General features: G+C 42.1%; 9 protein-coding genes and 1 rRNA gene. 5 read left to right on the forward strand and 5 right to left on the reverse strand.

From position 1 onward, the window contains the following. Positions 1-15 precede the first annotated feature (15 nt). From DX073_RS05470 to DX073_RS05480, 3 genes are all read left to right on the forward strand, one after another. Positions 16-450: a peptidase M16 family protein gene (locus tag DX073_RS05470; protein WP_115006267.1), complete on the forward strand. Its 435-nt coding sequence runs from the start codon at positions 16-18 to the stop codon at positions 448-450. Between the two features lie 231 nt (positions 451-681). Then, positions 682-921 (forward strand): hypothetical protein, encoded by a 240-nt coding sequence (locus tag DX073_RS05475; protein ID WP_115006269.1) that lies wholly within the window; start codon positions 682-684, stop codon positions 919-921. A 299-nt stretch (positions 922-1,220) separates the two neighbouring features. After that, positions 1,221-3,068, forward strand: a complete 1,848-nt coding sequence (locus DX073_RS05480) for a calcium-binding protein (RefSeq protein ID WP_181814376.1) — start codon at positions 1,221-1,223, stop codon at positions 3,066-3,068. 226 nt (positions 3,069-3,294) lie between these two features. Here DX073_RS05480 and DX073_RS14270 read toward each other — a convergent pair whose 3' ends face one another. From DX073_RS14270 to DX073_RS05490, 3 genes are all read right to left on the reverse strand, one after another. Beyond that, a complete protein-coding gene (locus DX073_RS14270) occupies positions 3,295-3,459 on the reverse strand; it encodes a hypothetical protein (RefSeq protein ID WP_181814377.1) in 165 nt (54 codons plus the stop codon). Between the two features lie 703 nt (positions 3,460-4,162). After that, the gene (locus tag DX073_RS05485; protein ID WP_115006273.1) at positions 4,163-4,387 is read right to left on the reverse strand and encodes a hypothetical protein; all 225 of its coding nucleotides are present in this window, start codon (positions 4,385-4,387) and stop codon (positions 4,163-4,165) included. Between the two features lie 434 nt (positions 4,388-4,821). Then, positions 4,822-5,082: a type B 50S ribosomal protein L31 gene (locus DX073_RS05490; RefSeq protein ID WP_115006275.1), complete on the reverse strand. Its 261-nt coding sequence runs from the start codon at positions 5,080-5,082 to the stop codon at positions 4,822-4,824. Positions 5,083-5,333: 251 nt separating this feature from the next. Between DX073_RS05490 and DX073_RS05495 the strand changes: the two genes are divergently transcribed. Beyond that, entirely contained in the window at positions 5,334-5,708 is a 375-nt protein-coding gene (locus tag DX073_RS05495; RefSeq protein WP_115006277.1) for a YbjQ family protein, read from the forward strand. A gap of 5 nt (positions 5,709-5,713) precedes the next feature. Beyond that, positions 5,714-6,205, forward strand: a complete 492-nt coding sequence (locus DX073_RS05500; protein ID WP_115006279.1) for a YbjQ family protein — start codon at positions 5,714-5,716, stop codon at positions 6,203-6,205. Positions 6,206-6,210: 5 nt separating this feature from the next. Here the strand turns inward: DX073_RS05500 and DX073_RS05505 are convergent, their stop codons facing one another. Both DX073_RS05505 and rrf read right to left on the reverse strand, forming a co-directional pair. Further along, the gene (locus DX073_RS05505; protein WP_115006281.1) at positions 6,211-6,513 is read right to left on the reverse strand and encodes a prepilin-type N-terminal cleavage/methylation domain-containing protein; all 303 of its coding nucleotides are present in this window, start codon (positions 6,511-6,513) and stop codon (positions 6,211-6,213) included. A 136-nt stretch (positions 6,514-6,649) separates the two neighbouring features. After that, positions 6,650-6,763 (reverse strand): 5S ribosomal RNA (gene rrf / locus DX073_RS05510). Positions 6,764-6,961: the final 198 nt, after the last annotated feature.

Raw genomic sequence — 6,961 nt, forward strand, 5'->3', positions numbered from 1 at the left:
TCTAGGAAAACCGTTATGGTTCGACAAGCTCACCACGAACGGCTTTCTAGAAAAGTATACTCAATTAACAATACCAATTTTGACAGTACACTAAACCCCAACACCCACCTCATTGAAAGTCATCTCAAATTCACGACCAGTCCTGACAAGGCGGACGAGATGATAGCCCATGCTAAACAGGTACTGGCAAACCTGCCCAATCTCATCACGACAGACGACATCAATAAAGCCAAAAGCACCTTTACAAACCAAGAAAAATCCCGCCAAAACGACCCTTATACATGGCTAAACCGTCTGGCATTAAGCGACAAACAAGGCAATAATTTGGCGTATCTTGACCAAGTCAAGCACCTAGATACGCACATCACGCTTGCCAACCTACAACGCATGGCGAGCAAACTCTACAACCCTGACAGTGTGCAAGTGTGGGTGGATGTACCAAAGGAGTAATGAAAGTCATTATTACTCATATCTTACAATCATGCGATTTGGTTATTTATCAGCAATATTATCAAACTTTTAGCAATGATTGATACAGAACGGATGTCTTGCACTCATCAATCATCTAAAAAATAGTTTATTTTGCAATTATTGATTGATAATTTCATGGTTTAATATGCTCAGTTAAGACGAACATGGCTTAACTTTATCACTTTACTTTTTATTTTTTGAGGAAATTTTATGAACATCAAACAACTGCTAACCGCCCTTACCCTATCCGCTTTTACCATGACTGCCATGGCACAGCCCGCTCAATCACCCAAAAAACCCAAAACCGAACAAACCCAACAGAAACCGTCCGCCAAAAAGCAAGCGACCAAAAAACAATCAGCCAAGAAACAAGGCACAAAAAAGCAAACCACCAAAAAACCTGCCAATCGACAAACCGCCAAAAAGCAAAGCACCAACCAACCACGCTAAACCAAAAAAATCCCCTATCGCTTGATAAGGGATTTTTATTAATCTGTATTTTTATGACTCATTTATATCACAGGCATTTTATTTTTAAAAAGTTAAAACTAGCCCATCAGCCCATCCCCACTCAACCCACAGCCCATTATGAGTGAAATTGACAGCATTTTACCCATGATAAATCGCTGATACACACTTTCATCGCCAAAATCCAAAATTACGTCTTTTTTCGCTTGTTATTTTGTATCTTTTTGGTTATATTGAGAATGCGATTAACTTTCATCCACCAATCAAACAGGGAATTTATCATGGGAATGTTTGACTTTCGTCATTTTGACAGTGACCAATCCACCGAACTCATGCACACCACCAGTAAGCTGGCTCAGCATGCCAATGTCGCCAGTTTCGCCAAACTCGTGCCTGAAGGACTAAAAGACATCAATGCCGCCCTAACCCTGCCCGATGGCTGGCGTTCACTCACCCCAGCCGAGCTCAACCTGCCAAACAGTGCCGTGGATATCTATGGCTACTACACTTTTGCCAGCACCATCACCGGCAACCGCCCGATTAATGGCTCAGGGCCGCAGGTTCTGTTGGTTGGTGAATTTGATGATGCTGGCAAGCCCACTCGTCTTGGCATCAGCTGGGCTGGCACCAATGATTTGCTTGATGTGGCGGATTATTTTCATCTCAACGAAGGTAAGATTGCCCCTAACATGCAGCCACTTTTGCAAGCCATCAAAGACTATGCCACCGCCCACGACTTATCGGGCGAAGATGTATTGGTCACAGGTTATAGCTTGGGTGGTGGCTACACCAACATCATGGCAAAACACCGTGAATCATTGGCTGATGGGTTTTTTAACGATGCGGTATACATCGGTCATGCCAGTCCTGTTATCTACGACAATCCTGATGTCATTTTGAACATGGGCTATGAAAATGATGCCGTCTATCGCATCACAGGCTCTCACATCAATGTTGCCGATGCCATCGCTGGCGGCGGTCCTGCATTGTCCAACATAGACAAGGATTTTGACAGTAGTATTGACAACGTGGTATTGGTGACAGGGGCGTATGCTTCGGCATTATGGGATGTCAATAACCCCTTTGTCATGTCACTTATCAATATTGCCCAAGGCTGGGCGGCACACACAGGTGCATTGGGTCAAGATACTTTGGAGCGTATCACCAACTCATCTTTTTATGAACTCACTCACAAAGACAGCCGTGTCATCATCGATCAGCTAAATGCCGTCGAACGTCTTAGCATGTGGGTCAAGGACAAAAGCCATCAAGCGGACAAAGTTGGTAGTTTCATCATTGGCTCAAACCACAACAACCTTATACAAAGCAGTAATCAGGGTGACTATATCGATGCCAAAGATGGCAATGATCGCATCGTACTGGCACAAGGTGCAGACCGTGTGGATGGCGGTGTAGGTGTTGATACTGTCATCTTACAAGGCAAAAGCCAAGATTGGCATGCCTATCGACTGTCTGATGGCACAGTATTCATGCACGCCAAAGACGGTACAGGCATCAAACACCTTGAAAATGTTGAAAAAATTGGCTTTAATAACGAATCCTATACCCAGATTCGTCCTTATGACATCAGCTCAGAAGGTCTTGTCTCCAACCGCTATCTCATCAAAAGTCGCAATACAAACATCGACTATCAAGACCATCTTGAAGGCAGCCAGTCAGATGATGTCTTGACAGGCGACATCATCTTTGCCAGAGAAGGCAATGACGTTCTGTACGCACTAAACGGCGTCAATGGTCTGTTACACGGCGGAATAGGCGACGACCGCCTATTTGGCAATGATGGCAACGACCATCTGTATGGCGGTGAAGGTAATGACTATCTGTATGGTGGCAAAGGCAACAACATACTGTTTGGTGGTATCGGCGATGACATTTTTGCATTTAACCAAGAAAGTGCTGGCTTGAACATCATTCGTGACTTTAATAGCTATATTGGCGACCATGACAAGGTCATCTTTGACAATGTTTTTGCCAACATAAATGAGCTTAGTCAAGCCACCCATCATATTGGCAACGATGTTCACATCAGAGCCGCTGATTTGTACATCATCATCAATAACGCCAATGTTGATGACGTCTTGGCTCATGCCAGCATATCAGGGGCATAAGCCAAATTATCAACTGCTAAAGCGTACCCCAAAAGTGACACACAACTTTTGGGGTGTTTTTATCCCAAAACAGCTTGCACTTTTGAGGCAAACTCACCCACCAGTTTTATTAAAAAAAACAATCAGCACTTTATCTTTTTGATTTTGCAAACCAACATCAAGGCTTGCCACCCAACCATCGATATAAACCCAGTCATCTTTAAAACATTCAATAGCATATCTTTACTTACTTTGTGGCGTCAGTGATTTTGTACATACAGTCATCAATAATGTCAATCGGCACTTGTGTTGGCTCATCAATACCCGCTTTAAATATCATGTAATAAATACGGCTTATCGCATTGGTCTGCTCTTTGGGAAAGGCAATCTGACAATTCTCTTCATGTAGCATCCATATGGGGTGCTATGCTATCAAGAACCTTATGACCAATATCAGGTAACTGTTTTTGTCGCTTTCAGCTACATCTTTTTTGGCGTTATGTTGTTCTGTATTGGTCTCAATACTCTCTCCTGCGCGATTTTCATGAAGCCCTTAGGGAGTCACCAGAGATGGCATAACCCAATTTTCTAGGGTGCCATCCACCAAAACCACCACATCTTTGTTGATTTTTTTGATAGATTTGGCATTGAACAGCATATCTTTATTTTCGATGATATTTTGAGTACAGGCCACCATCTTTTTGACCAAACTTTAATAACATGCAGATAAGCTGTCTAGCATATAAGCCACATTGGGCAGTATAAGCTGTCTTTTTTGGAAAAGTCGTCCCAAAACGCAAGAACCCAAAACGCAAGAAAAATTATCAAAACCTTCGAAATATTTTTTAAATAGATCTGCTTGTAGACTAAGCATAAACCCTTATAAATACTAGCGTTAATTTTTTTAAAAATCCACAAAAATCCAGGTTTGGAAAAAAGTCTAATGCCCTGCCTTCAAAACAGTGTGGTTTATCCATGCAAAAATCAGATTGAGTCATTTGAAGCATTCTAGGTAGGATTTTGGCACATCCTGATAAACAAAAAACAAATTAGGCGTGTGAATGCCTCCAAGGGACGATTGAAAACATTACCACCTTTGTCAAACAAGCTGAGTGTCATGACCAGAGCGGACAAATTTTCAGGTTTGATGAAATCATTAATGACAGAAATATTGCCAATTTCATAGACACAGACGCAATTTCCTTGCCATAAGCATCATTGTAAAGACCTTTAAAGTAATCTTTGGTGTCTTCAAGATTGATTTTTCTACCTTCACGAATGGGCGTGGTAGGGGTTAAGATGATAGGCTCCTTGTCGCCAAAATGCTTGGCTCGGCTCAAAAATCGCCTTAATGCCTTAATAAAGGTAAAAATTTGCCTGTGTCAGCTCCCATCACGACATCGATATTTTATCTTCATTAATGGAAACCTGATAGTTGTCGATGGCGTAATGCGTAGATAACGTGCTGGATGTGTCGCTACTTTTATAAAAATCATCAAAATACCCATAATATTACCAATGGCTTTTTCTTGGCATTCTTGCTGTTCATAACAAATTTTTTTCTTGATTTAAGCCATTTACCACATCAACCCCCGATTATTTGCAAGGTTGATAACAGGCATATTGTGCCAGTGCTGCACGCTCCAGCTCATATCAAAGGTTTATTTAAAAAAATTAGGACACGCCTATCTTTTTAACGCGATTTTCATTTAGAAAATACCCCAAACCAGAGATTTGGGGTATTTTAACGACATAGATGGATTTGTAAAATCTATCATTTTTTGCCACGGTTGGCAAATGCACCGAAACGCTTGTTAAAGCTTGCCACACGACCTTCGTTGGCAGCTTGGCGTTGCTCGCCTGTGTAGAATGGGTGAGATGCACTTGAAATATCAAGTGGGAAGTATGGATATTCGGCACCTTCGTATTCACGAGTGGTCTTGGTTGCCACAGTAGAGCGAGTTAGGAAATAGACGTCCGCATTGGTGTCGTGGAACAATACCTCACGGTATTCTGGATGAATGTCTTTACGCATGATAAAAATCCAATAAACCTAAGCACTAATAAAAAGGCATTTTCAAGCATAAGCTTGCCGATTGTAGCCATATCATCATCAACCAACTTTGACATGATACACCACACCGTCATTTATTAGCCAACTTAAGTGGGAGTTAGATGGGAAGTAAAAAACGCCATTTTAGCCTAAATTTGTCAAATTTTCAAGAATAATTGTCATATTGGTTTGATTTTGTTATACTTTGCTTTTGAATTAAATAAGGAAAACCCATGCAACTATCCAACCTAGAACACCTACCCAACCACACCATCACCGAACGCCTAGACGTAGTCTATGGCAGTACCGTCCGCACCAAGCACGTTGGTAAGGATTTTTTGGCGGGACTCAAAAACATCGTGGGCGGGGAGCTTGTCGCCTATACTGAGCTGTTAGAAGAAGCCCGCCAAGAAGCGTTGGAGCGCATGATAGACAAAGCCCGTGCAATGGGAGCGGATGCTGTGGTCGGCGTGCGTTTTTCTACGTCCAATGTAGCGGTGGGTGCGTCTGAGATTTTTGTTTATGGCACGGCGGTAAAAGCGGTACGAAATGCCCCGTTTGAAAACACACAACAGCCCCCTGCGTTTAATCCGACTTCGTTTGAGTAATTGATATGAACATTATCAAGCTGATTTTTGATAATTTGCAAATTGTCATCGCCATTATTTTGTTTTTTGTGGGGTGGTATTTTGGTACGATGAATGAGCGTAAGCACTTGGAAAGCCTTGATAATGACGAGCATTTGCTTGGGTATATCATCATCTCAAACGAACGCTTTTTTGTGCCAATGGTGCAGACGGACGGCACGCTTGTGATGGGAAGTGTGTCTATCGCCCAAGACAGATTTAAGCTTGTATTTGCTGATTTTTTAAGTTTGTTTGGCAAAAATTTGACCGTGTATGAGAGTCTTTTGGAGCGTGGCAGGCGCGAAGCGATTGTGCGTATGAAACAGCAGGCGCATGAATACGGCTATAACCAAATCTATGGCGTACGCATTGAGACATCAGCGATAGACGGTGGCGGTGTGGAAGTGCTTGCCTATGGCACGGCGGTGATGAGTGTGGGCAATCCGAATGTACCGCCAAGATTGCCAAGCCATCTTTGACAAACCTAACACCCCACATCATCAAGACGGGCATTACCATCTAAATCCCTAAACACAATAATTTTTACTCCCGACTGCTTATGGCAACGATTTGACTCATCAGCAGGACACATAACAATGTTTTGCTTAGTAATATGGCTTTGACTACAGGCTTCTTTTAATGCATCAATAACGACAGATGTAACATTATTTGCTTCCATCCCCCGCAAAACCCGCATCACACTAGGATAAGCAATCATACCAATCACACCAATCACAACCACGACCACCATTAACTCAATCAACGTAAACGCCTTTTGCCCACCCATTAATATCACCCTACGCACAAGCAAGTTACTCACATAAATAATTATAAGTAAAGTTAAGTCAAGCTATTATACACAAATTCAAGGATTTTAAAAACCAAAACCCCCTCCATCATCCGACAGAGGGGGCTAAATAAGGTGCTGACGATGACCTACTCTCACATGGGCGAACCACACTACCATCGGCGCTAAGACGTTTCACTTCTGAGTTCGGGAAGGGATCAGGTGGTTCCATCTTGCTATTGTCGTCAGCGTAAAAGGATTAACAACGCTGTTATGAGTCTGTTTTATTTTAATTTCATTTTTTAAAGTTTTTACTAAATCAAGATTAAGGTTATCATTACACTTTACAATACAACACTTAAAGTGATTTAAACCACTTGGGTGTTGTATGGTCAAGCCAAACGAGCAATTAGTATTGGTTAGCTACACACATCGCTGTGCTTCCACA

The sequence above is a fragment of the Moraxella lacunata genome (assembly GCF_900453205.1).
GTDB classification, from domain to species: Bacteria; Pseudomonadota; Gammaproteobacteria; order Pseudomonadales; family Moraxellaceae; genus Moraxella; species Moraxella lacunata_B.

What these genes read in the sequence shown, in the direction of transcription:
- DX073_RS05470 (WP_115006267.1), top strand. Translation starts at nt 16, where the DNA reads ATGGTTCGACAAGCTCACCACGAACGGCTTTCTAGAAAAGTATACTCA.
- DX073_RS05475 (WP_115006269.1), top strand. Translation starts at nt 682, where the DNA reads ATGAACATCAAACAACTGCTAACCGCCCTTACCCTATCCGCTTTTACC.
- DX073_RS05480 (WP_181814376.1), top strand. Translation starts at nt 1,221, where the DNA reads ATGGGAATGTTTGACTTTCGTCATTTTGACAGTGACCAATCCACCGAA.
- DX073_RS14270 (WP_181814377.1), bottom strand. Translation starts at nt 3,459, where the DNA reads ATGCTACATGAAGAGAATTGTCAGATTGCCTTTCCCAAAGAGCAGACC.
- DX073_RS05490 (WP_115006275.1), bottom strand. Translation starts at nt 5,082, where the DNA reads ATGCGTAAAGACATTCATCCAGAATACCGTGAGGTATTGTTCCACGAC.
- DX073_RS05495 (WP_115006277.1), top strand. Translation starts at nt 5,334, where the DNA reads ATGCAACTATCCAACCTAGAACACCTACCCAACCACACCATCACCGAA.
- DX073_RS05500 (WP_115006279.1), top strand. Translation starts at nt 5,714, where the DNA reads ATGAACATTATCAAGCTGATTTTTGATAATTTGCAAATTGTCATCGCC.
- DX073_RS05505 (WP_115006281.1), bottom strand. Translation starts at nt 6,513, where the DNA reads ATGGGTGGGCAAAAGGCGTTTACGTTGATTGAGTTAATGGTGGTCGTG.